Source organism: Halosimplex aquaticum, assembly GCF_028747785.1.
Taxonomy (GTDB): Archaea; Halobacteriota; Halobacteria; order Halobacteriales; family Haloarculaceae; genus Halosimplex; species Halosimplex aquaticum.
Genome location: NZ_CP118160.1, coordinates 1 through 20,978 on the forward strand (window position 1 = coordinate 1; position 20,978 = coordinate 20,978).

Sequence of the window (20,978 nt, forward strand, 5' to 3'; positions counted from 1 at the left end):
GGCGATGCGCGTCACCCGTGACGCGCTCGCCGTCGCCCAGCCGATCTGGATGCTCGGTGACAGCGCCTACGACACGCTCGACTGGCACGACCTCCTGCTGACCGCAGGAGTCGTGCCAATCGCCCTACAACCCGCGAAACACCGACGATCCGCTCAATATCAAGTACAGAGTCGAAGACCGCATCGAGAAACACAGTGACGAGATTCAGCTCAAACAGTCGATCACAGACGAGACGTACAACCGCCGGAGTCAGGTCGAGCGAACGAACGATGCGGTCAAGGACTGCGGCCTCGGGACGCTACGCGCCCGAGGCCGCGTCCACGCCCGAGCGCAGGTGTTCCTTGCGCTGCGTTCGACTCGTCGTCGCCGTCACCAACTACGAACGAGGTGACAATCCGGGAAGCACCGTCATCACGGTATGAGATGGATTCTATGACACCCTCTAAGGAAGCTAAGAGGGATGGGGCAAGGCTAAAGCAGGCCCGTGTTTATACTCTATGTAGGAAACGCAGGTATGAGTACTATAGAACGATTGCAAAATATACGCCAGAGTCTCTCGACTCGAGAAAGTCGACTCCTTACACGACTCGCTGGCGCGGGTCACCAGATCATCTCCGTCGACGACATCGAGACGACGCTGGAGGTCCCCCCGAACACCGCCCGCGAGATCGCCTCCCGGCTCACCGAAAAGGGCTGGCTCGACCAGCTCTTCCCGGGCACGTATCTCATCATTCCACTCACTGCCGGCGAGGAAGCCGTGTACACAACCCACGAGTACCTCATCGCCGCCCACGTCGCCGAGCCGATGTACATCGGCTACTATAGCGCCCTCAGCCACCACGGGCTGACCGAACAGGTCCCCCGGACGGTGTACGTCGTCACGCCGACCCGGGCGCAAAGCCGAGAGATCCACGGCGTCCCGTACCGCGTCACGACAGTCACCGAGCGGAAATTCTTCGGCTTTGAGTCGACATCGATCGAGGGCACGACCGTTCAGGTCAGCGACCTGGAGAAGACGCTGGTCGACTGTGCGGACCACCCCGAGTTGTGGTGGCCTTCGGGAACTTGCGACCGCGATGCGAACTGCCGACGAACGGGGCTGCGACTGGGACACGGTCGGTGAGTACCTCGGACGCCTCGACAACGGTGCTGCGACCAAGCGAATCGTCTACCTCGCCGACCAGCTCGGCATCAACCCCCGCCCGTGAGGAACTCGTCGCGTCGTTCACGAGTGGGTACTCGCTGCTGGATCCGACGCGGCCCGAAACCGGATCGACCGACAGCACGTATCGCCTTCGAATCAACGTCGAGCCAGCCACGCTAGAGCCGACGGAGTCCTGACCAGGGTGCGAAGTCAGCATACCTTCAGTCTCCGGCACTGAGAACGGGGCTGTTCTACGACGAACTATCGGGTTGTACCACCATCGACGGCGTCGAGATCGGGTTCGTCGAACTCGAGTGCTTCCGCGACAGCTTCAGGAAGCTCCGGACGGGGCGCCGATTCGTGGCGTTCGATTTTCTCGGTCTTCCGCGTGCTTTCGTAGAGAGCGCGTGCGACCAGAAGCCCACGGAGATACTTGTAGTCGTGGAGGACCTCGGCGCCCCGCTCCGTGAATCCGTAGAACTGGGAGGGGAGATCACGTTTTCCCTCGCTTGGTTCGTACGTGTAGCGTGCGAGGAGCCCGGCGTCGATCAACGTCTCCAACTGGTCTTTGATGGCCGCCTGGCTCTTTCCCGTCATATACTCGAGTTCGGCGAGCGACATCAGATGGGCGGGGTGGCCCAGCAGCTCCTGGATGATGAGATGGCGCGTATCCTGGGACAGCAGCTTGAACAGCCGCTGCTGTTCCGCGAACGGCCCTGCATCGGCCGCGCCAGTGTCGGTTTCGCTCATACGTGATGGTACGAGATAGGACGCTATAACAGTTAGGGTTGTCCAAGTTGGTTAACTCAGAAAAAACCAAAGTGATTCAGAAGGAATAAGGTGGTGTGGTTTGAATCAGCAGCTAATGACTGACTCAAGCCCGCCGCCGGACGCTGGGGAGATTATGACCGTTGTTCACGAGGCCGTCGGGGGCATCGAACTTGAGCCTGCAGAGAAACGGGAAATCTGGCGGTTCACCCAGCGTGAATTGCCGTATCTCTGGAGTCAGCGGACATCGTATTTCATCTTGGGGAGCTATCGCGACCCCTATATCCGCCGGCTTCACGCCGTCCAAAACGAACTCACGAAGCAGCTCGGTGCCTATCCGTTCATCATGGGTGATCTCCTCGAACTTCCGACTGACCGCCTCAATACGTTCGATATCATGTTTTCGTTGCTCGCGACATACAGCGACTACATCGTTGGGGTCTTCGAGAAGGAGAGTGGTGGGAGAGGCGCCTGAATTGGGCGAAATCGATGACCCGCCGTATTTCGACAAGTCGTACGTGTTCCCACGTGATTACGCGTGGGTGACTGACGAGAACCTTGACTCGACACAGCACGTCATTCAGGCCGCCCTCGAGATCGCGTTCGCAGACGATTTGTCGGCGGATGAAGTCCAATCAAAAGTCGAGTCGCTCGTTGATCGCGCCCAAGAGAGCAGTCTCGACATCGACGAACAGGAGGTGTGGGATGTGATCGACGACCGGGCAGATGAGGGCGAAGAGCCGGCAGCGTACAGTTGGGTCCATCTCAACAAGTTCCGCAAATTCGAACTCCACGAGCGGTGCTTCCCGTGGACGACAGAGGACGAACTCCGAACTGTGGTTGACGAACTCCCGTCCCCGACGCCACGTCCGGAGTGGGAAGAGAGTGGGTAACAGTGAATTATCCTGCCCTACTCGCTTGGCGGTACACTCATCAGAGTGAGTTGGCCCGGTAGTTTACTCTCGGGTAAACTACTTTACTACGCCCGGTCGAACACATCGTTATGGATGCTGGTTCGGGTGTCGGCGACGACACGACACCACGCGAACTCGTCCACTTCATTACACAGCAGACACGATTTTCGCTTATCAGCGATATTCTCGCTCACCCCCAACAGCTCCCATCGATGTACGAACTCGAAGAGCTGAATCCCAGTGTGAGCGATGCGACCGTCTACAAGCACATCCAGAAGCTGATCGGCGCCGGCATCGTCACAGAGGTCGCCCTGGACGACGACCAGCGCCGGCAGGGGTATCCCTGGAAGTTCTACGGCCTCACCGAAGACGGCCGCGAGTTCTTGGAGACGCACAATCTGCTCGCCGCGGAGGAGACACTTCAGCAGATCTACGACACCATCGCCGATAAGCCCGAGAAGATGGTCAAATACGAGAACACACCCCGTCCGGATTAGGAGTGATTGTCAGAGAATAGGGAGCGATAGTCTGTCGTTAGTCCCGGAGATCAGCCACTGACTGACCGACTTCACGGACGTAGTCGCTCCGCTCAAGATCAAATTCTTCGGCTACGAGTCGAGGCTCATCGAGGGCACCGCCGTGAACGTCGCAGATGTGGAAAAGACGACCGTTGACTGTACCGACCATCCCGAACTCTGTGGTGGCATCCGAGAATTCGTACAGGCGATAGTCGTCGCGGAGGATCGAGACTATTCGTGGGCGACGGTCGTTGAGTGCCTCCAGCGACCCGACAACGGCGCTGCGACCAAGCGGATCGTCTACCTCGCCGACCAGCTCGGCATTGACCTCCCGGCGCGTGAGACGCTCCTCAAGTCATTCACGAGCGGGTGTCCGCTCCTCGACCCAATGCGATCCGAACAGGGAAGCTACGACAGTGAGTATCATCTCCGAATCAACGTCGACTGGGAGAGACTCGGTTCGATGGAATCCTGATGCCAGGTCGGTCCGAAAGGTAGCGTGAATTAAGATGCTCCTCCAAGTACAGCGAATCAGGTAGATGGGTCACGTCTATTATCACCAACCGGCGACAATCAGTTCTCTCTTGATTTTGTCCACGAGGCTCCATCAGAGATCGTTGCCAGGATTGTCGAGTACGACGATGACGTGGCGGTGAAGGTTCGCAAGTACGATCTTGACAGCGAGTACTTCGGTATCTATACCTTCCGCGTCGGTGGTGGGGACGTCGGCGATCTCGAATTCGATCTTGGCGAGGCACTCTCAGAGATGGGTGCTGATAACGGTACCATCGTTGCCCGGCTCCTCGAGATCTATCAAGCACTCATAGCCCAGAACGAGGAAGAAGAAGGAGTTCCCGTTGAAGCGTACAAGAACATCGACATCGATGCACTCCCAGACGCGCTCAACCGGACATCGTGGGAGGGCAGCGCGACTGATGTTGCAGGCCGTCTCGCCTCAAATATCATTCTCAAACACGCGCTTCCGAATGGGAACCATCGGACTGCAGTTGCCCTGATTCAGTTCTACCTCCGTCGGATTGCTTCCGATTTCTCGATGCCAGAGACCTCCGTGGAAATCGACTCAGAGACATACGACTGGCGGGAGTGGGTAAACGAGTATATTAACGAGTCAAAACGACTCTTGACGGTTCGTCGGAAGAATGTTCTACTCAAACATCTCTCTGACTTCGGAGCGACAACGCTTGAGCGGAAACACGAGGTCCAGATCGACCTGACGGCATACGAGCTGGATATGTATCCCTCAGAAGCGAAAGCTGTCTACGCGACAGCGCACGAGGAACTCTGGATCGAATTCGTCGAAGAGGCAGTAGAGCGCACCGACAACCCCGAGCTGATGGAGACCCCTGGGCTATCCAAGGCGGAGTTCGCAGAGAAAATTCGGAACCTCGAGTGAACGGCGTGCGCTAGTCTTGGAGCATCGCGACTGTTCGGCCCGTCTCCTCGGCCTCTTCGCTCCGCGACATCCCGTATGTTGCGAGAGCCTCCTCAACCGCGTCGTCCAGATCCATTAGTCAAGCAAATCTTGGCTCTGCCAACGTATAAAGTCTCGCACGATTTGCGTTTATCATAGCATCGGCTAACTCGCCAACCGAGTAGGACCGATCCCGCAAACAGTCGATAACCCGTAGCTCCACTCCCTCATAGATTCCAATCTCTCCGATTTATGTATACGTATATCGGTGAGGATGGAATACAGGCTCTTGGCACTCAGGTCGGGGCGTCAAATGGTGAGGCGTTTGTACAAACGGATTTCGGAGAGGCAATTCGATCTGCGAGTCCGAACTACTCGAGAGGCGACGTGAACAGGCGCCGATACTCATCGAGCCACTCGATCTCGTGGTACGTCACGTCGTTCTGAATGTCGTATTCAAGCGGGAGTGGATCCGAACGGTGGGCTGTAAACGTGAGGTTGATCTCGATACAGGGTCCGTGCTCGGAGACGCACTCGAAGCCATCGTCAACGGGGTATACAACGCTAAACCAGCGAATCTGGAACCCAAAGTGGTCACACACATCTCTGACGACTGCAGCATCGCAATAGGGCGTGTGGACCCACAGTTCCCCGCCAGCGTACGCCTGATCTTTGACACACCAGACTGCATCAAGGGAGCGGAGAAACTCGGCAGCGCGATTGTAGTGCGCTTCAGTCAGGCGGTCCCACCAGTGGTACTCCTCGACGTCGTCAACGAGGAGCTGGAGGCAATCACCACACACATCATACGCCCGCTCACCAAGGGAGATTTCGTGGAGTTTGTCGGACTGGGTGGTGTTACACGCATCGCACGGAGGGGAAGCACCACTGCACTGGCATCCGGGGGATGATCGCTGTTCGGTGTGGTTGGAATACCCGCTGTTTGCACTCTCTGGCTTCTGAGATTCGTTTGAGTCGGTATTCTCGGTCATTGGTATCCAACCGAGAACCGTCAGTCACGCCGTGTGACTGGGCTCCCGGCTAGAACCGAACCGACGATCGGCCACTCATCTATCGTCACAGAGAGCAGGTTGGTGTAAATAGTTTCTGTGAATCCAATCGAGGACACCGGCCAGCACCCGGCTATCGACGACAGCCGATCCTAGACGATGAACGTCATATGTAACCGTATCTCGAAGTGTGACTGCCGTGCCTGTGAGTAACACACCCAAACTAATTTTAATACAATTGCCACGATATTTTCTGCTGACGTTCGATACACTCCTCAAACCGAGAGAGTTCAACACGATGATCATCACTCGCCTCACCCCGCGGCGTGCTCGTTCTCGCTTAGCCGCGGGTCCCGTGTTCGGCGAGTGCCTACAAGATCAGCGTGCGAAGAGCCCGGGCGCAAACCGCCGGATCCACGTCGACTTCGAATACGAGAGTTCGACGCAATCCGGCGACGGCCGGACACTCTCACCCGCATAACTCGGCCCCCATACGGACTACCCGTCACGGGTCGGGGAACACGGGATTGCCGCCTGCCTGTGCCCAGTACTCGCTCAGGACACAGCCTAATACGAGTGCGGGATGCCAGGCTCGCGGCTGATTGGTTTCCGTTCGTTTCGATACAGGGTCGAACGGGCTCCGTCCGCGCTGAGCGCACGGAAGTCGTTAGCCAACAGCCCCGCAGCGAGAGCTGCGGCTACGTAGAGCCCCGGAGTCTCCGCTGGCGAGGGACGCCGGACTTTGAATCCGGAGGTCGCCGGTTCGATTCCGGCCGGGGCGACATGCCGACGTGGTGTAACCCGGCGAGCATACGGCCCTGTCGCGGTCGTGATCCGGGTTCAAACCCCGGCGTCGGCGTGGATGCGTGGCGTGGCCACGTGGGGATACCCATCGAGGTAGGCAGCCCGTTGGTGCGATCAGCTGGATCGTTCCGACGATGCTGGGCCCAGCAGGGTCCGCAACCTACATGAGCCGGTGTGGTATTCCCGGGAACCTCCCGAAGTACGCCCCCGCGATGAGACGCGCAACCACGACTACTCGGTCGCGGTTGCGCAGTTGGAAAGTCGTACAGATAGATAATCAACTGCCGAACGCTCGGCAGTCCGGTAAGCCGATGGTCCAGCGGACGACGATCTGTGCCTTGGGCGCACAGGATCGAGGTTCGAATCCGCGTCGGCTCACTGTGCCGCGACTGGGTATTGGGGAACCCAGCGGCCTGCTATGCCGTGGCCGTCTGCTATCGGTCTCCCGGTTCGAATCCGGGTCGCGGCGTCATGACAACGAATGTCTGCCCTGCCTGCGAGGAGGAAGCGTTCCGTCACGTCCCGATCGGTGAAACAACGTCTATCGACACGATTGGAAGCGTGGAAATCTGCGTCACCGAGGACGGCGCATACTTCCACGGAACAAGGTGACCGCCATCCATCCCTGCCGTGACTGGGTGCTGATGAGCACATTCGCCTCGGTAGAGAGGGTCAGAAGCTGAGTAATGCGCGTCTTCCGGTGTCCCGGTGAGAAACGCGAGGCGGGCTTGTCGGAGCAAGTTCCGACGGAGATGGTGAGACATGCGGATAGGCGACCGCGCTCGGTGTGAAACCGAGAGCCGCGAGGCTTCGGAGTTCGACTCTCCGTCTCACCGTTGGCGGGATTTCCGTAGCTTGGTCAAGGGACTGCGTTGGAACCGCAGCGTCCGCAAGGACACGAGTGTTCAAATGGCTCTCCCGCCGCTGCGTGCCGAAGTGATTCGCAGAGTCGCTGGCAATTCTCGAATTGCGCCGCCATGCCAGAGTGGTCAAACGGACACGGTCGAGACCCGTGTGGTTAGTCCTTCCCAGGTTCGAATCCTGGTGGCGGCATCCGGCCATCGTGCCTGTAGACAATTCTCGCTTCACCGTTACGTCGCCGTACTCAAGTGGTCAACGAGAAGCGGTTCAGACCCGCTGGCGTAGGTCCTTCCGAGGTTCGAATCCTCGCGGCGACATTTTCTCCCTGTGGTCTAGCGGTACGATGCCTCCCTGTAGAGGAGGAGACGCACGTTCGAGTCGTGCCGGGGAGACTGCGGGACGGTGGAAGAGCCTGGCATTCACACACTCTCACCGAGTTTTCACCGGAGAGCCGGTGCGACGGTGAGAGTTCCTTCGTCTCACCTGTAATGAGAACACGCAGGTTCGAATCCTGCCCGTCCCACTGGCCGACGACTCGTTCCAGACGAGACCAACCCGCTCCAGTGGAGTAGCGGCCAAACTCACGGCCCTCTCACGGCCGAGCCCCCGGTTCGAATCCGGGCTGGAGCATTCTCCAACAGTCCGAGACCTCTCACTTCCAGCCGACGAGACTGAGGGACACGGACAGCTGTGGAGAACTAAGAGATGCCCATGAGTGAGTTCCGAATTGTGTGCTGCGGGATAGGATAATGGCAGTCCACGGGGCTCATATCCCCGAGGCCCAGGTTCGACTCCTGGTCCCGCAATGGAGGACAACAATGGGACTATTCGATACAGTCGAACTCTACGACGATGTCCACCTGCCAGAGTACCCCGAAGGGATTACTCCTGCCGAGGACGTCGACTGGCAGACGAAAGGCATCGATCGACCGACCATGGCCACATTTCGGATTACGGCGGACGGTCGGCTCCTCGAAGAGGAGTGGCACACCGAAGCGGTCCCGCCGGAAGACCGGCCATACGCGAGCCGTGACGACGTCGACGAGGAAGATCTCCTCTACATGGCCGGCTGTCGGAACCGAGTCCACGACGGCTGGATCGAACGAGACGACTACCACGGCCGCTTCGAGCTCAAACACTCCTTCGAGAATCTCGATACACTCGTCACGTATCAAGTGACGTTCACGCACGGGCAACTCGAGGGGTTCGAACGCCTGCGATAATCCGTGCGTATCCGCCGCACCTCAGCGCTTGATTTCGTCCCTACTGCGCTCCCGGAGTCTCCGTTGGCGAGAGACGCCACCCTTTCAAGGTGGAGGTCGGGGGTTCGATTCCCTCGGGAGCACTCGGGGGCTGGCCCTGACAGCGTTTTTTCCGTGTCTGACATAGCGGGCAGCCACGGATCCGTGACGCTGTCACGGTCGGCTTTCCCCAAGCGTGTGGTCGTCGAGGTGGTGCGTTTCTTCGCCTGCAAAGCACACCAACGGGAGTCATAGCCCGTCGCGCCACCGGTTGCCCGACCGCACGTGGCGACCGTCGAGTCGGAGCATTGCTTCGCTAGGAACTCGCAGGTTCAAATCCTGTCGGTGGCGCAGTCCATCGAGAACATCCCGGACAAAGAGCGTACGAGAGGACGCTCGACACCGGTCCCGCTCCGACAGTTTTCCGGTCGCCGTGTCGCCAGTGGCCGTCGATCTGGAGCGCTACGTCGATGGCACATTACGGGTTCGAATCCCGTCGTTCGCTCCAGAAATTGTCCGGCCACTCGTGTTCCCGTAGCTCAGTCAGGACAGAGCACCGGCCTTCGAAGCCGGGTGTCGCACGTTCGAATCGTGCCGGGAACGTCCAGCCGAGCGAAGCGAGGCTGGTTCGGGAAGTTTCTCCCGATACTCGCTGCTCACAGAGCGTGTGGGCAGCGATCGGAGTCGCCTGTTGCGGCTCCGGGTGATAGGATGGAATTCAACACGCCAAAGCAAACGGTCGCGGAGGCAACGCGGACCACCAACTATGAAGGTGGAGAAGCGTTCGAGCCTGCCGACCCCCGACTCGCACTGTACAAGCGCACGATCAACCAACTGCTGGAGGGCTCGTTCTACGAGACCGATGACGAGCAGCTGGCTGCTGTCGTTCACCAGTTCGATGCCGCCGCAAACGAGGATCCGGAGTTCGTCCTGAAGCTCGCAGCCTATGCGCGCCAGGAGCTCTACTTGCGGGACATCCCACAAGTGCTACTCGTACTGGCGGCCAACGACGACCGGTTCAAGGACGACTCCCCCGAGTCGCTCATCCGCGAATGGGCGCCGGCGATCATCCAGCGGATGGACGAGACGGCCACCGCGCTCGCGGTCCACGATCAGCTGTTTGGCGGGACTGCGCCGTGGCCGCTTCGACGCGGGATCGAGGACGCGCTGGTGGAGATGGCCGACGCCTACACGCTGGGCAAGTACGAGCTGTCGCGGCGCGAGGTGACGCTATACGACGTCTTCAACCGCGTCCACCCCACGCCCGTCGACGCCGAGCAGGAAGCGCTCTTCGAGCGGTTCATGCGCGGCGGCCTCGACAACTATCCCGACGTCGACCCGTTGCCGGCGCCCAACACCTGGGAGACGGTTATCTCCGAGCGCGGCAACACCCAAGCCGCCTGGGAACTGCTCATCGAGGACGACGAGTACACGTTGCCCATCTTCGCATCGATCCGGAACCTCCGGAACATGCTCGAAGCCGGCGTTCCGGAGGACACCGTCGTGGATCACCTCGACCTGGAGGCAGTCCGACACGCGCCGCTGTACCCGTTCCGGTACTACCAGGCCTACACCGCGCTGCAAGACGCGGATGTCCAGGCACCGACGGTCGAGCAGTGGCTCGAAGACGCAATTGATGTCGCGGTCGAGACGGTGCCTGGCGGATTCGGCGATACCTTTGTCGCGGTCGACCTGTCGGGATCGATGGATCAGCCGCTGTCCGCGAACAGCACGCTCCGATTGAAGGAGATCGGTGCGTTGTTCGGTGCGATCCTGGCCGACCAGGGTGCCGACGTCGGCGGGTTCGGCGACGACTTCCAGACCGTTCCGATGCACGTCGACACGCCAGTACTGCAGCGCCAAGCGGCGGTGTTGGCATTCGACGAGGACGTCGGGAACTCGACGAACGGCTGGAAGGCGATCAAGCACCTCCACGACCGAGGGGATGCTGTTGAACGGATCGTCGTCTTCACCGATATGCAGATCTGGGCCAACACGCCGTTCACGGCCCGCGATTCCCAGACGGTCAAAGACGCGTTCGATACGTATCGGGACGAGGTGTCTGCGGACACCGCGCTGTATCTCGTCGATCTCGCGGCCTACGGCGACCTGGTGACGCCAGAAGGCTACGAGAACGTCTACAACATCTCGGGATGGTCGGAGAACGTCCTCTCGTTCATCGAACACGCCGAGAATCCGAAGCAGATCATCGATGAGATCGAGGCGTTCGAACTGACCTAGCCCTGTTCGGATCTTTTCTTTGAGGATGCGCGAGTGGTGGAGTTCGGAAACACGCGGTCGTGCCACGACCGAGACGGGCGTTCGAATCGTCCCTCGTGCACTCAGAGTACAGTTGTCGAACATCTGGCCCGTGAGACGCGCCTCAACGGAGATGATAATATGGCAGTATCCAATACCACCGACCTGACTCGACGACAATTGCCGTCGTGACGATTCGAATCCCCTGCGGCGCGGATGGGGACCTCGTCACTGACGCTGAGAAGCGTCTCTCGCGGCCCGAAACTATCGATAACGTCACGATTGACGAACTGGATAGTATCGAGCCACAGCTGTCAGCCACACACATCACCGTCGAAATTACGGTCCTATGGGCTACGGCGATTGGCGAGGAAGAGGTCAGAGACAGACTGGCTGGTGTCTCGGGACTTGAGTCAGTCAGACGGATTGCATAGGCCGTTCAGAACGGCATAGCCGAAAGTGTAGTAATTTATTTGACTCTTACCAAAATATTGGCACCTGATAGATGTACGAACCGTTTGATGAGACTGCTGCTAGAGTGTTGCTCGCAGTCAATCCTGGGGATTCGATCCGAACGGTAGCCCAACATCTCCACACCCCCTACGAAACGGTTCGACAAGCAGTCAATCAACTAGAGGATAGGGGGTATCTTCGATATGATGATGGACTGTTCGTGACCGACGATCGCGTCCGTAAGGCGGCACGAGACCTGCTGGTCACAAGTGCCGGCGTGAATCCACCGTCCATCGAAGAGGCGTACGTACTCCCACAGTTCGGTGACTGGCCCTTCGCCTTTACACAGGTGGACGCCGTCTACGTGTGGACTCAGGGCGGCTACCAGGTCGGTCGCGACCCTGACGACTACCCGCTCTTTCTTACCGTCCTCGAGGAGGATGCCGACGCCTGGCAGCGTTTTTTCGAACGATTTGGAATCCCGACAGGATTTGAGCGTCGACCGGAGGACTCGTTTGAAGCCCCTCTCCAAGTCGTCCTCGACGAGCGTTCGGTGCTCAACCCCGACCACGTCGAAGGATATCCAGTCATTTCTCGGGGCGAGACGATAGAGTTCATGCGGGAGCATTATGCGACGTTTCAGTCGGCACTTGCTATGCTCAATCGTATGTACGACGATCTCGATCTCGACGTTTCCTACCGTGAGTCAGAGAGAGAATGGTCGTGATCTTCACAGCACCAATTGAGTTCTCGACCTCCGCTACGGTGAGGTTTATTTGATTGCCGTTGGTTTGACATCGACGGCGTCCCCGGGTTGCTATTTTTGAATAGTTTGCTATTCATACTCTTCAGCCCGTGACGGGACGATATCTTATTAACCAACAAATCTATGCCGATGCGCGCTTTGTTGGTTAACACGAGGCGACCGCTGATGTCCTACGAGCCACCGACGCCGCCGGCGGAACTCCCGACAGACCTCGTCAATACGCTCAACGGGTCCTCTTCTGAGCAGCTCCAGCACGTTGCCCGCTACGTTGAAGAGCAGCTGAGCACAAAGCTCGCGAGGCACGTCTCGAAAAGGACTCAGATGAAAGCGAAATCGAAGAACGTCCCGACGATCTGCCGGACGACGTCCCGGCGAAGGCCACGATCACGATCAAGGAGATTAACGACAACCGCTACTACTACTGGCAGTGGCGAGAAGGCGAAAAAGTTCGTTCCCAGTATAAAGGCCCCGTCAATCCCGACGAGTAGAGGGTGGTGAACCGTAGCCGAGGGTTTTGTCAAGCGCAATTAGTAGCAGAGGACACACCCCACAGTGTGAATGGATTCAACCCCACCCCACAGTGTGAATGTGTCCGGTCAGCCCAGACAGGTAACACTCGGAGAGAACAGACCCACCCCACGTTTCCGTCGTAACTGGAGGTCGGTGGAGGGAACGCAGCCACGATTGAGGGGGTCAGACCCCCCACGTTTCCGTCGTTTCGTCACCCCGCCCAAAGTCGATTATTGGGAGGACAAGACGACCTCGGATCACCCACCCCACGTTTCCGACGTATCGGGAGATACACTCGTGATCAGGGGTGTGGTCAGCGACCGAAACGGGAGCTAGGCCAAGTCTTCCAACCGGCTGTCCCGGAGGACAGATTTCAGCACGATGCCGGTGTCCTGAACCAGCCGGTGCTCGAGATAACTGCCTTCACCCCGGCCACCACCAGTCCGAGTTGATTCAACGACACCGAGGAACGCCTGCTCTTTCAACAGTTCGTAGACGCGGTGCTCGCTGAGAGTCTTCGCGTCAGCCTTCTCTGTCGTCGCCTGATACCGTTCGTAAATCCGGTTGGTAGAGAATCCATCCTCGTTCGGATTCTCTTCGGTGAGCAGCGCGAGCGAATAGAGGATGAATTTGACCTGGGTCGTCGACCCACGTAGCAGCTCCTCGAACCGATCGATTTCGGCCCACTCCTGGGCATCGCGAACGTGTTCCTCGACGACCGTCTCGACGTTTTCTCGCTCGGCTAGTTCCCCGGCGTGACGAAGAATTTCGATTGCCTTTCTGGCGTCACCGTGTTCTTGGGCGGCTAGTGCCGCCGTCAGCGGGATCACATCATCCGAGAGAACGCCATCGTGGAACGCGTCCCGTCGGTGCTTCATAATCTCGCGCAGTTGATTCGCGTCGTAGGGTTGGAAGACAAACTCCTCCTCGCGAAGACTGGACTTGACGCGTTCGTTCAGCTGGTCGCGATACTCGATCTTGTTACTGACTGCGATGACGCCCAAGTGGCAATCAGCTTTCCCCGATTCGCGGGCCCGCGACAACTGCATAAGAATATCGTCGTCATCGAGTCGGTCCACCTCGTCGAGGATGATGATAACTGACTCGTAGGCAGTATCCAGAATCTCCCAGAGATAGTCGTAGTATTCACCGCTGCCAATCCCTGCGCGTGGAATATCGAAGTCAGTCTCGTCCGTCTCGTTGAGTGAACGAGTTACCGTCCTCGCGACGCGTGTCTGTGTGTTGTGCTGCGCGCAGTCGACGTAGACCGTGCCGACGGACACACCGTTCGACTCCGCGGCTCGGCGGGCTCGTTCGGTGACGTGACGGGCAACGAGCGACTTCCCGGTTCCCGTTTTGCCGTAAATAATCACGTTGTTGGGCGGATCGCCACGAACGATCGGCCTGAGTTCAGCAGCAACGGCCTTGATCTCGCCATCCCGGCCGACGATACGGCCGCTTTCAGGGACGTGGCCAACCTTCAGCAGTTCCTTTCGAGCGAAAATGTTGGCTCGGTCGGGGTCGTCTTCATCAAAGTCAAAGAGGGGATCGTCAGCGGGATCCTCGTAGCGTCCGTCGAAGTCAGAGAGTTGGGACGGTTCCTCAGCCATCAATATCAGATATCGCGGATGGGACCTACTTAATGATTTGGCTACCTCGACCAGAGTGTAAATCGGGCTATGGTCGTCTTCTGATGTTTCGTCGCTGGCGTATCATCCTCACAAAGGTTCGAGTCGGTCCCGAGTGAAATCGGATTCGGAGCAAGAGTTACCGACGCAAACCGGCACCCCCAATCCAGAGTGAAAGCGCCGGACCGGAGCGGGTTTGACACACCCCTGGTCAAGAGTGAATAGCCCTCCATCCGGTGAGCAGCGTACTTGGTTGAGACGACACCCCCCGTCCAGAGTGTATCTCCCGAACTGGGGAATCAATCATTTCTATGAGAGGACACATCGGCACTGGATGTCTGACGCACGGCAGACACCCCTCGTCCAGAGTGAAAGCGCCGGTGTGACGAGCTGGAGTGGAGTGTGAATCTCGAATGATGGTGACGAGCGTTCGTCGGCACCCCCAGTCAAGAGTGAAGACGCAGGTCAGATCTCCAGCCGAAGTAAAGCAGGGTACAATCGGAACTGTCGGGATCGAGTATCTTGATTCCGATTGATGAGGGAGATCGGGAAATACCAATCCCGATTTTGGCTTTGATGCCGGTTCGGTGGTTGGTGAATAGTCAGAATGACGATTGTTCCTTCAACGTCTCATAATACGCGGACGATGGAATCGAACCCCCACACCCCTCGTCCAGAGTGAAACGCTACGAGAGTCCCTCGGCTCACCGGGCGGGAACCACACGACGAGTCGGCTGGGAAGTACCGAAATCACAAGACGTGAGACGAGTATCCCTCGAACAGCAGTCGTCACACAGTCGAAGATCCTCCAAACATACCAACCTGCATAGTATTACCTAGAAGTTTTATTACTACCTACCCCCTACCACTCTCCAAGTGCATTCAGCACAGGAAAGAGGACGAAGGCGGCATTCGTCCGGGTGGTTTCGAACCGCTGCTCGTGTTTGCTGTTCCATTTCTTCCGTGTTCTCTCGTCTCAGGCAGTCTTACCGTGATTCTTGCTGAGCTTCTCCCACGAGAACCCCCGTTTCCCGTGGACCTCACCCCACTCTCTTGATTGGTTTTCACTCTGGACGAGGGGTGTGTGGGCGAAGTATTCTCTCCAGGTCCCTTCCGTGTCTCCACTCAGCATTAACCAACAAACCTCCCGATACCTCGATAGTGTTGGTTAACCTCTCTCAATCTCGGTGAAGGCGGCCAAGTCCGTTTCCCGAGTTTCCTCGATCTCGCGTTGAATCTCCGTCCGATCCCAGCCAAGCGGTGCCAGCACACTCTCGACCGCTCTGACGAGTTGCGTCTCGTAGTACGACGCATCGTACGACTCTACCTCTTCGTGGGCCAACGCGACCCGCTCTCGCGAACTCTTCTCGTCGTCGACGACCACGTACTCGATGTCCTGTCCCGGGTGGATAGCGAGGTCCTGGTCCCGAGCCCGCTTCAGCGCCGCCACGTTCTGCGTGTTCTGCGTGTACCCTTCCAGCGGCTTGGAGACACGATTCCGTTCGACGAGCTGCTCGACCGGCACCGTTCCAGCGTGGAGGCGCTTGATCGCGTCCTGAAGACAGTCAAATACGGTGTCCGGTGACCGCGTGGCATCGAGCCGTTCGAGACAGTCCCGCTGGACGTCCTCGATGAACGGCGGGGTCGAACGCTGTCGGGCTTCGATACCTCTGACCTTGAAGTCGTCGTCGCCGGCGACCTTCCCAAAGTACTTGGTCAGCGCGCCGGCGTCGCTCTCGCGCTGCGGCACGAACGCCACCCAGTCGTACTGAGCTTCGTGTTCGAGTCGAATCTCGACGCAGTCGGTGATCTCCGTTGCGAGCGTCTGGAGGTCCTCGCGGTCATCGTCGTCGACGTCGGGATGCGGGGTCACCCAGATGGAGTCGACGATGCCGTGGACGACCCGCCAGCCGCCGGCTTCCAGCCGCTGTTTCGCCGTCAGTAGTATCTCGCGAGCAAACGCGTTGATCGCCTCGTGGCACTCGATGCGGCCGAACTTCGCGTTGCTGAACCCTTGATAGCCGAAGCAGGCGACGAGGATCCACTTTAGCGCTCCCGACCGTCCCTCGAGTTCCGCCAGCCGGTCCTCGTTGGGGTCGTCCCGTTCTTTCTCGTGACGGATGGCCGCCTTGATCTCGTCGCGAGCGTCGATGATCGGCTGTAGCACGTCGACGAGGTAGCCCTGGTCGTCGCAGATCGAGTATCCGAGGCCGGGGACGTCGTCGCGGTCGCCGTGGCAGTCACACCGGATGACGTCCGGTGAGACGTTCCGGGTACAGATGATGTTCGGATACAACGAGGAGAAGTCGAGTTCGTGGACGTTCTCGTGGAGGCCGACCTCGGGCGCGAAGATGAACCCGCCGCGGTCGGCGTCATGGAGCGTCCCCATCGGCTTGTAGAACTCGTGGCGCCAGGAGTTCCATGGCACGAGGACGCCACGGTCGTGGGCCTCGCAAATCTGGATCGCCGTCAGCACGTTCCCGATCGACGCCCACGCAAGTTCCTGGACGGGCTTCTTTGAGCGCGACACGAGGTCGAGGACGCCGTCGAGGTTCGTCTCCCCGTAGAAGAACGTGTTCGACTCGTCGATAATCACCCGGCCGGGCACGTTGTACCGCGCCGGTGAGTGACCGACGCGGCCGTAGCTCGAGTACGTCGACCGGCTCGCGAGCTGCTGGAAGTCGATGTCCGGCCATCGACTCAGCGAGAAGTCGTCGACGCCGGCGTCCGTCGCCATCTCGTACAGAGTAGGGACGATCTCGCTCGTCGAGCAGACCAGGACGTCCGGATCGTGTGCTTCGAGCGCCCCCTGGACGGCGGTCAGGATATCCGTCGGCGAGCCGGTGACGGTGTCGCCGGCGACGGACAGTTCCCCGTAGACGTCGTTGCTCGTTTCGGTCACCGGCACGCTAAGCCGGAGCGTCGACAGCTCGCTCGCGGGTGTCGGATCGGCGCCGGTCTCTAGACAGTATCGGAACTCCCGCGAGAAGTCGACGTTGAAGCAGGCGAGATCCCCGACCGGATACTCCGACAGCTGACGCGCTTTCCGGGCGAGTGGGGTGACGCGGTCGATGTGGGCGACGTCGACCGCGAGAACGGTCTCCTCGGCCCGTCGAAAGCCCGGCCGTCGCGTAACCATTTCGGTCGTGACGACGTCCGGGTGCTGGTCGTACACCGACTGGAGTGTCGTGAGGTCGAGGTCGGCATCAGGGTCGCGACCGGCCACGTAGAAGCGTGGGGTGTAGTCATCGCGCTCGGTCGCGACGGCGCCGTCGGCGGTTGCCTCCCACTCCAGGACGCGGCCGTCGTCCAGGAAGTCGATGCTGAACGGCATCGTCACGGGTCCGAGTCTGATGGAGCGGCCTCCTTGTCATCACGTGCTGCGACCGCGGCCTCGAGTTCCTCGAGGCGTTCCTCGTGGTCGTCGAGGCGGCCCTCCTGTTCGAGATCAATGCTGAGCAGCGCCGGCAGCAGCGGGTTCTGGTGGTTCAACAGCCCGCTCGCGTCGGCGTGCTTGCGGGCGTACTCGAACAGCTGGTCGAAGCGCGGTTGGTCGCGACGCCGCAGTGCCCGCCGGAACTCTGCCCAGCGCTCTTCGATGGCCCGCAGCGCATCTCGGTAGGTTGGGTTCGTACGCCCCATCGCTATCGGCCTCCTGTACCGCTCGCCGTCCACGCATCGAGCAAGGGGTCCGCGGTGGCCGCCACCGTCTCACCGTCAGCTGTGACGCCTGTCCCGACGCCCTCTGGGGTCGGCGTCGGCGCGGCCGGCGTCGTAGGTTCAACGCCGACCTGCGTGGCGCGTGCCGCGAGCAGCTGCCGCCAGTACGCGAACGTCGTCTGGTAGTACGCGCCGTCGTCGACGGGATAGACGAGCGTCTCGAAGTCCTCGCCGACGACCCGTGGGCCCATCCGCGTCTGCTCGCACTCGAGGTGATGGTCGGCGACCGTCGCGACTGGCTCGGTGAATTCGTTTTGTTCGTTTCGCGTAACGAGCACCGGGATGTCGTACCCCTTGGCGTAGGTCGCTAACCGGGCAAGGGTGCGGGCTTGGAGGGTTTTTGCGTGAGTCTCGCCGAGGGTATCGTCGGCGCGGTACTGGGCGTCGACGGCCGGCGCGACGATGAGGGCGGGTGTGTGGGGGGACGTTTCCTTGTCGCGACTTGGTGCCCGTCGACCGGCCGCCCCGGCATCGGTGGTGGACATTTGGATCGACTTGTTCACTGCCGTCGGGAGATCACAGACGGCGCCGTAGTGCTGGTAGGCGGTAAATCCGCGTGCCACGTGGATTCGGTTGAGCAACCGTTGACTGGGGGCTATCTGCGTCAGCGTGGCCGTCGTCGCATGGCCGTTTGCGTCAATCCAGAAAGCGGGCCCGTCGTGCAAGAGGAGATGATCGAGTACCAATGACTGAAGGATCGGAACACCCCGATCACCTTCGACATCGAGGAGCGTGATACCGTCATCAAGGGAGGGAAGCAGCATTCCGTCCGTCGCGGGATCGGCTTGATTAGCCAGATTCTGGTTGCGGTCAGCGCTTCGTTTTGGCTGGTCTACCGCCAATCGGTTCGACGTCGATGTGGAGCGGTCGGGCATACTCCAGTAGATGGCCACGTACCAGATAAGCCGCGGCGTGTCGCTTCCGCATTTCCAAGGAATGACTGAGTAATGCGGTAAATCGGACTCAGGCGCTGGATATTGGCGATCGTCCGAAGGTTTCCGAGAAGGCTTCCAAAATGACTTTGATTCGAATGACTCGTAACGAGTGGGCCATCCTTTCAGGCTGGGTCTGAGCGACAACACGGCCCCACAATCCAGACGCTATGGCTCGTCTGGATGTTCCACCGCCTCTAGACCGGCTTCGATAATCTCTTGATAGGCTTCTTCGAGGTCCTTGTCCTCTTGTTCGGCGTAGTCTTTCACCCGCCCGTTCAGTGTGTGCGAGATGTCGATGTTCGGTCGCATCGTTTGTGTCCAAAAGACATTTAGACATTCAGGCACAAATGTCTGTTGTCGTGAGGCGAACCAATACGTTCGCGGTGCGACCACTCTCCGAGCAGGATGAGCAACTGCTCCGCGAGCTGTTGGACGCCTCCGCCAGCCTGTGGAACGAACTGAATTACGAGCGCCGCCAGAACTTCTTCGACGGCGACTCCGTATGGGATACTGCCGACTACCGCAAACAGTACGTCGGTGTCCTCGGGTCCGCTACTGCCCAACAAGTCATCCGTAAGAACAGCGAGGCGTGGCGGTCGTTTTTCGCCGCCTGCGAAGATGGCGAGGACACAGCCCCTCCCGGTTACTGGGGCAACGAGGAGGCCGGTAGAGAGTTGCGGACGTACATCCGTAATGACTCCTACACCATCGAAACTGGTGAACGGAGTCGCCTCGAAATCCCGGTCGGCCAAGACCTGAAAGATGAGTACGGACTTGGCTACTACGACCGCCTGCGGCTCGAAGTCTGCGGCGCTCCCAAGTGGGACGGCGAACAGGGCCGATTGGAACTGTACTTCGACGAGATCGACGACACGTTCAGAGCCATTCAGCCTGTCACTGTCCCGGATTCTCGACAGGATTCACCACTGGCTTCCGAAGAAGCCGCTCTGACGTGGGCGCGAACAATCTCGTCGCCTGTACCACAACCACCGGCCAACAGTATCTCTACGAGGGACGCGACCTGTTCGCCCGCTTCCGTGAAACCACCGAAGAAATCGCGAGGCTCCAATCGAAACTCCAAGAGGGCCGAAACAGCAGTCAGCGGATTCAATCCCTGTACCGCAAGCGAACGCGCCGCCGCGACCACGCCCAAGACGCTCTCGTGCGGAATTTGATCGAGCGACTATACGACGAAGGTGTCGATACGGTGTACGTCGGCGACCTTACGGACGTGCTGGTGGACTACTGGAGCGCGGAAGTGAACGAGAAAACCCACCAGTTCTGGGCGTATCGCTCGTTCATCGATCGTCTCGCCACGACCGCCGAGGAGTACGGTATCACGGTCGAAGTCCGCTCAGAAGCATACACGACGGCGGAATGTCCAGTGTGTGGCGAACGAGAGAAGACGGAACGAGACGGTGACGTGTTCCGCTGTTCGTGTGGCTATGAGGGGCACGCCGACCTCGGTGCGTCACGGACATTCCTCGAACGACAGGCTGGCGTAAATCTGGACGTCGGGTCGATGGCACGGCCTGTGCGCCTCACGTGGGACGACCATATCTGGTCGGAGTTATCACGCTCTCCCGAGAGGGCCAGTCCCAACGAGGAGCGCACAAACCGGAGTACCCGCACGGGGAAACTTGCCTCCGTGGGTGCGGCATAGCCAATATCCCCACCGGAGGAATCCCATTCCCCTAAGGATGGGAGGATGTCAATGGGCGCGATCTGGGCGAGTGTCGTCGTCGCGTGTCCGTTTGCGTCGACCCAGAAGGCGGGCCCGTCGTGCAGGAGGAGATGGTCGAGCACGAGCGACTGCAGGATCGGGACGCCGCGGCCTCCCTCGACATCAAGCAGCGTGATGCCGTCGTCGAGCTGCGGCAACAGCATCTCGTCCGTAGCCGGATCGGCCTGGTCAGCAAGGGACCGATTGCGGTCAGCCCCCCGTGTCGGCTGGTCCACCGCCAATCGGTTCGATATTGAGTGTTCTCCCATACTCGACTAGTTGTCTACGTTC

At 59.4% G+C, this 20,978-nt stretch carries 15 protein-coding genes, 13 tRNA genes and 6 pseudogenes; 26 read left to right on the forward strand and 8 right to left on the reverse strand.

The window, feature by feature from the left end:
* Nucleotide 1: 1 nt before the first annotated feature.
* Both PSC72_RS24510 and PSC72_RS24515 read left to right on the forward strand, forming a co-directional pair.
* A pseudogene (locus PSC72_RS24510) lies at nt 2-423 on the forward strand (transposase); the annotation flags it as partial.
* Between the two features lie 92 nt (nt 424-515).
* A pseudogene (locus tag PSC72_RS24515) lies at nt 516-1,342 on the forward strand (type IV toxin-antitoxin system AbiEi family antitoxin domain-containing protein).
* 64 nt (nt 1,343-1,406) lie between these two features.
* Here PSC72_RS24515 and PSC72_RS24520 read toward each other — a convergent pair.
* Nucleotides 1,407-1,895, reverse strand: coding sequence for a helix-turn-helix domain-containing protein (locus PSC72_RS24520; protein WP_274326391.1), 489 nt, complete (start codon nt 1,893-1,895; stop codon nt 1,407-1,409).
* A gap of 115 nt (nt 1,896-2,010) precedes the next feature.
* Between PSC72_RS24520 and PSC72_RS24525 the strand changes: the two genes are divergently transcribed.
* The 5 genes and pseudogenes from PSC72_RS24525 (at nt 2,011) to PSC72_RS24545 (ending at nt 4,759) form a co-directional block, all read left to right on the forward strand.
* Nucleotides 2,011-2,388 (forward strand): hypothetical protein, encoded by a 378-nt coding sequence (locus PSC72_RS24525; protein ID WP_274326392.1) that lies wholly within the window; start codon nt 2,011-2,013, stop codon nt 2,386-2,388.
* Nucleotides 2,372-2,806: a hypothetical protein gene (locus PSC72_RS24530; RefSeq protein WP_274326393.1), complete on the forward strand. Its 435-nt coding sequence runs from the start codon at nt 2,372-2,374 to the stop codon at nt 2,804-2,806. The genes PSC72_RS24525 and PSC72_RS24530 overlap by 17 nt, the downstream gene beginning before the upstream one ends.
* A gap of 110 nt (nt 2,807-2,916) precedes the next feature.
* Nucleotides 2,917-3,324 carry a helix-turn-helix transcriptional regulator gene (locus PSC72_RS24535; protein WP_274326394.1) on the forward strand — a complete coding sequence of 136 codons (408 nt, stop codon included), beginning with the start codon at nt 2,917-2,919 and terminating at the stop codon, nt 3,322-3,324.
* Between the two features lie 100 nt (nt 3,325-3,424).
* Nucleotides 3,425-3,820, forward strand: a pseudogene (locus tag PSC72_RS24540) (type IV toxin-antitoxin system AbiEi family antitoxin domain-containing protein); the annotation flags it as partial.
* A gap of 171 nt (nt 3,821-3,991) precedes the next feature.
* Complete coding sequence (locus PSC72_RS24545; RefSeq protein WP_248653025.1) at nt 3,992-4,759, forward strand: hypothetical protein; 768 nt, start codon at nt 3,992-3,994, stop codon at nt 4,757-4,759.
* Nucleotides 4,760-5,148: 389 nt separating this feature from the next.
* Here PSC72_RS24545 and PSC72_RS24550 read toward each other — a convergent pair whose 3' ends face one another.
* The gene (locus tag PSC72_RS24550) at nt 5,149-5,769 is read right to left on the reverse strand and encodes a hypothetical protein (RefSeq protein WP_248653026.1); all 621 of its coding nucleotides are present in this window, start codon (nt 5,767-5,769) and stop codon (nt 5,149-5,151) included.
* A 724-nt stretch (nt 5,770-6,493) separates the two neighbouring features.
* Here PSC72_RS24550 and PSC72_RS24555 point away from each other — a divergent pair.
* The 18 genes and pseudogenes from PSC72_RS24555 to PSC72_RS24640 all read left to right on the forward strand — a co-directional run bounded on the left by PSC72_RS24555 (nt 6,494) and on the right by PSC72_RS24640 (nt 12,659).
* Nucleotides 6,494-6,569: transfer RNA gene (locus PSC72_RS24555), tRNA-Gln, on the forward strand.
* A 3-nt stretch (nt 6,570-6,572) separates the two neighbouring features.
* Nucleotides 6,573-6,646, forward strand: a tRNA-Asp gene (locus PSC72_RS24560).
* A 250-nt stretch (nt 6,647-6,896) separates the two neighbouring features.
* Nucleotides 6,897-6,969, forward strand: a tRNA-Pro gene (locus tag PSC72_RS24565).
* A gap of 4 nt (nt 6,970-6,973) precedes the next feature.
* Nucleotides 6,974-7,060: transfer RNA gene (locus PSC72_RS24570), tRNA-Ser, on the forward strand.
* Between the two features lie 502 nt (nt 7,061-7,562).
* A tRNA-Leu gene (locus PSC72_RS24575) sits at nt 7,563-7,644 on the forward strand.
* Between the two features lie 42 nt (nt 7,645-7,686).
* Nucleotides 7,687-7,769: transfer RNA gene (locus PSC72_RS24580), tRNA-Leu, on the forward strand.
* Between the two features lie 4 nt (nt 7,770-7,773).
* Nucleotides 7,774-7,844 (forward strand) — tRNA-Tyr (locus PSC72_RS24585).
* A gap of 4 nt (nt 7,845-7,848) precedes the next feature.
* Nucleotides 7,849-7,975, forward strand: a tRNA-Thr gene (locus tag PSC72_RS24590).
* 34 nt (nt 7,976-8,009) lie between these two features.
* A tRNA-Glu gene (locus PSC72_RS24595) sits at nt 8,010-8,082 on the forward strand.
* A 105-nt stretch (nt 8,083-8,187) separates the two neighbouring features.
* Nucleotides 8,188-8,258, forward strand: a tRNA-Met gene (locus tag PSC72_RS24600).
* A gap of 12 nt (nt 8,259-8,270) precedes the next feature.
* Complete coding sequence (locus tag PSC72_RS24605; RefSeq protein WP_158832329.1) at nt 8,271-8,675, forward strand: hypothetical protein; 405 nt, start codon at nt 8,271-8,273, stop codon at nt 8,673-8,675.
* Nucleotides 8,676-8,722: 47 nt separating this feature from the next.
* A tRNA-Glu gene (locus PSC72_RS24610) sits at nt 8,723-8,797 on the forward strand.
* A 424-nt stretch (nt 8,798-9,221) separates the two neighbouring features.
* Nucleotides 9,222-9,296 (forward strand) — tRNA-Arg (locus PSC72_RS24615).
* A 108-nt stretch (nt 9,297-9,404) separates the two neighbouring features.
* Nucleotides 9,405-10,934 (forward strand): TROVE domain-containing protein, encoded by a 1,530-nt coding sequence (locus tag PSC72_RS24620; RefSeq protein ID WP_248653027.1) that lies wholly within the window; start codon nt 9,405-9,407, stop codon nt 10,932-10,934.
* 27 nt (nt 10,935-10,961) lie between these two features.
* A tRNA-Gly gene (locus PSC72_RS24625) sits at nt 10,962-11,034 on the forward strand.
* A 106-nt stretch (nt 11,035-11,140) separates the two neighbouring features.
* Nucleotides 11,141-11,386: a hypothetical protein gene (locus tag PSC72_RS24630; RefSeq protein ID WP_274326395.1), complete on the forward strand. Its 246-nt coding sequence runs from the start codon at nt 11,141-11,143 to the stop codon at nt 11,384-11,386.
* A gap of 71 nt (nt 11,387-11,457) precedes the next feature.
* On the forward strand, nt 11,458-12,132 hold the full coding sequence (locus tag PSC72_RS24635; RefSeq protein WP_248653029.1) for a MarR family transcriptional regulator: 675 nt from the start codon (nt 11,458-11,460) through the stop codon (nt 12,130-12,132).
* A gap of 204 nt (nt 12,133-12,336) precedes the next feature.
* Nucleotides 12,337-12,659: pseudogene (locus PSC72_RS24640) on the forward strand (hypothetical protein).
* A gap of 354 nt (nt 12,660-13,013) precedes the next feature.
* Here PSC72_RS24640 and PSC72_RS24645 read toward each other — a convergent pair.
* The 5 genes from PSC72_RS24645 to PSC72_RS24665 form a co-directional block, all read right to left on the reverse strand.
* A complete protein-coding gene (locus tag PSC72_RS24645) occupies nt 13,014-14,291 on the reverse strand; it encodes a Cdc6/Cdc18 family protein (RefSeq protein WP_092635370.1) in 1,278 nt (425 codons plus the stop codon).
* 1,186 nt (nt 14,292-15,477) lie between these two features.
* The gene (locus tag PSC72_RS24650; RefSeq protein WP_248653030.1) at nt 15,478-17,643 is read right to left on the reverse strand and encodes a type B DNA-directed DNA polymerase; all 2,166 of its coding nucleotides are present in this window, start codon (nt 17,641-17,643) and stop codon (nt 15,478-15,480) included.
* A gap of 2 nt (nt 17,644-17,645) precedes the next feature.
* Nucleotides 17,646-17,951 (reverse strand): hypothetical protein, encoded by a 306-nt coding sequence (locus PSC72_RS24655; protein ID WP_248653031.1) that lies wholly within the window; start codon nt 17,949-17,951, stop codon nt 17,646-17,648.
* 2 nt (nt 17,952-17,953) lie between these two features.
* Nucleotides 17,954-18,904 (reverse strand): hypothetical protein, encoded by a 951-nt coding sequence (locus PSC72_RS24660; protein ID WP_274326396.1) that lies wholly within the window; start codon nt 18,902-18,904, stop codon nt 17,954-17,956.
* A gap of 225 nt (nt 18,905-19,129) precedes the next feature.
* A complete protein-coding gene (locus tag PSC72_RS24665) occupies nt 19,130-19,273 on the reverse strand; it encodes a hypothetical protein (RefSeq protein ID WP_226043215.1) in 144 nt (47 codons plus the stop codon).
* A gap of 38 nt (nt 19,274-19,311) precedes the next feature.
* On the opposite strand from PSC72_RS24665, the pseudogene PSC72_RS24670 reads away from it, so the two are divergent.
* Nucleotides 19,312-20,627, forward strand: a pseudogene (locus PSC72_RS24670) (RNA-guided endonuclease InsQ/TnpB family protein).
* A gap of 53 nt (nt 20,628-20,680) precedes the next feature.
* On the opposite strand, the pseudogene PSC72_RS24675 reads toward PSC72_RS24670, so the two are convergent.
* Nucleotides 20,681-20,956, reverse strand: a pseudogene (locus tag PSC72_RS24675) (hypothetical protein); the annotation flags it as partial.
* Nucleotides 20,957-20,978: the final 22 nt, after the last annotated feature.

Coding starts and splice junctions, on each gene's coding strand:
- PSC72_RS24520 (WP_274326391.1), bottom strand. CDS start 1,895: ATGAGCGAAACCGACACTGGCGCGGCCGATGCAGGGCCGTTCGCGGAA.
- PSC72_RS24525 (WP_274326392.1), top strand. CDS start 2,011: ATGACTGACTCAAGCCCGCCGCCGGACGCTGGGGAGATTATGACCGTT.
- PSC72_RS24535 (WP_274326394.1), top strand. CDS start 2,917: ATGGATGCTGGTTCGGGTGTCGGCGACGACACGACACCACGCGAACTC.
- PSC72_RS24550 (WP_248653026.1), bottom strand. CDS start 5,769: ATGACCGAGAATACCGACTCAAACGAATCTCAGAAGCCAGAGAGTGCA.
- PSC72_RS24605 (WP_158832329.1), top strand. CDS start 8,271: ATGGGACTATTCGATACAGTCGAACTCTACGACGATGTCCACCTGCCA.
- PSC72_RS24620 (WP_248653027.1), top strand. CDS start 9,405: ATGGAATTCAACACGCCAAAGCAAACGGTCGCGGAGGCAACGCGGACC.
- PSC72_RS24635 (WP_248653029.1), top strand. CDS start 11,458: ATGTACGAACCGTTTGATGAGACTGCTGCTAGAGTGTTGCTCGCAGTC.
- PSC72_RS24645 (WP_092635370.1), bottom strand. CDS start 14,291: ATGGCTGAGGAACCGTCCCAACTCTCTGACTTCGACGGACGCTACGAG.
- PSC72_RS24650 (WP_248653030.1), bottom strand. CDS start 17,643: ATGCCGTTCAGCATCGACTTCCTGGACGACGGCCGCGTCCTGGAGTGG.
- PSC72_RS24655 (WP_248653031.1), bottom strand. CDS start 17,951: ATGGGGCGTACGAACCCAACCTACCGAGATGCGCTGCGGGCCATCGAA.
- PSC72_RS24660 (WP_274326396.1), bottom strand. CDS start 18,904: ATGCCCGACCGCTCCACATCGACGTCGAACCGATTGGCGGTAGACCAG.
- PSC72_RS24665 (WP_226043215.1), bottom strand. CDS start 19,273: ATGCGACCGAACATCGACATCTCGCACACACTGAACGGGCGGGTGAAA.